The sequence below is a fragment of the Lactobacillus sp. UMNPBX19 genome, assembly GCF_002553805.1.
Lineage (GTDB): Bacteria > Bacillota > Bacilli > Lactobacillales > Lactobacillaceae > Lactobacillus.
The window spans coordinates 1-468 of the sequence record NZ_PCYR01000104.1 but is presented as its reverse complement, the minus strand read 5'-3'; the positions used below and the strand labels follow the sequence as shown (position 1 = coordinate 468).

Annotated in this window: 1 pseudogene; it reads right to left on the bottom strand. The window is 40.4% G+C overall.

The annotated features are described in order from the left end of the window. Positions 1-181: 181 nt before the first annotated feature. Positions 182-468 (bottom strand): annotated as a pseudogene (locus tag CP370_RS09280) (amino acid ABC transporter ATP-binding protein); the annotation flags it as partial.

Below are 468 nucleotides of genomic sequence, written 5' to 3'. Positions count from 1 at the left end.
AGCAGAAGTTCCAACAACTAACTGACCTGATTTCTTAATATGCTGTAAAGTTGGATCAGTTTCATCTGCATTAGCACTTGAGACACCAAATATTCCGATACCACTACTAATGAACATACCAATCGCCATTAGTAGTACAATTGCTTTTTTCATCCACTTCTTCATAAATACATTTCCTCTCTTACAACATCTTTGCTAAGAAATTTTGCGCACGTTCTGAATTAGGATTTTCAAAAAAGCCTGCTGGGTCGTCATACGCTGTCATTTCACCATCACTCATAAACCAGATTTTTGAAGCAACCTCACGGGCAAAGCCCATTTCATGGGTAACCACTAACATGGTCATCCCTTCGTTTGCCAATTCACGCATGGTCTTCAATACTTCGCCAACCATTTCTGGGTCCAAGGCAGAAGTTGGTTCATCAAATAACATAATCTTGGGATTCATTGCCAATGCACGGGCAATCG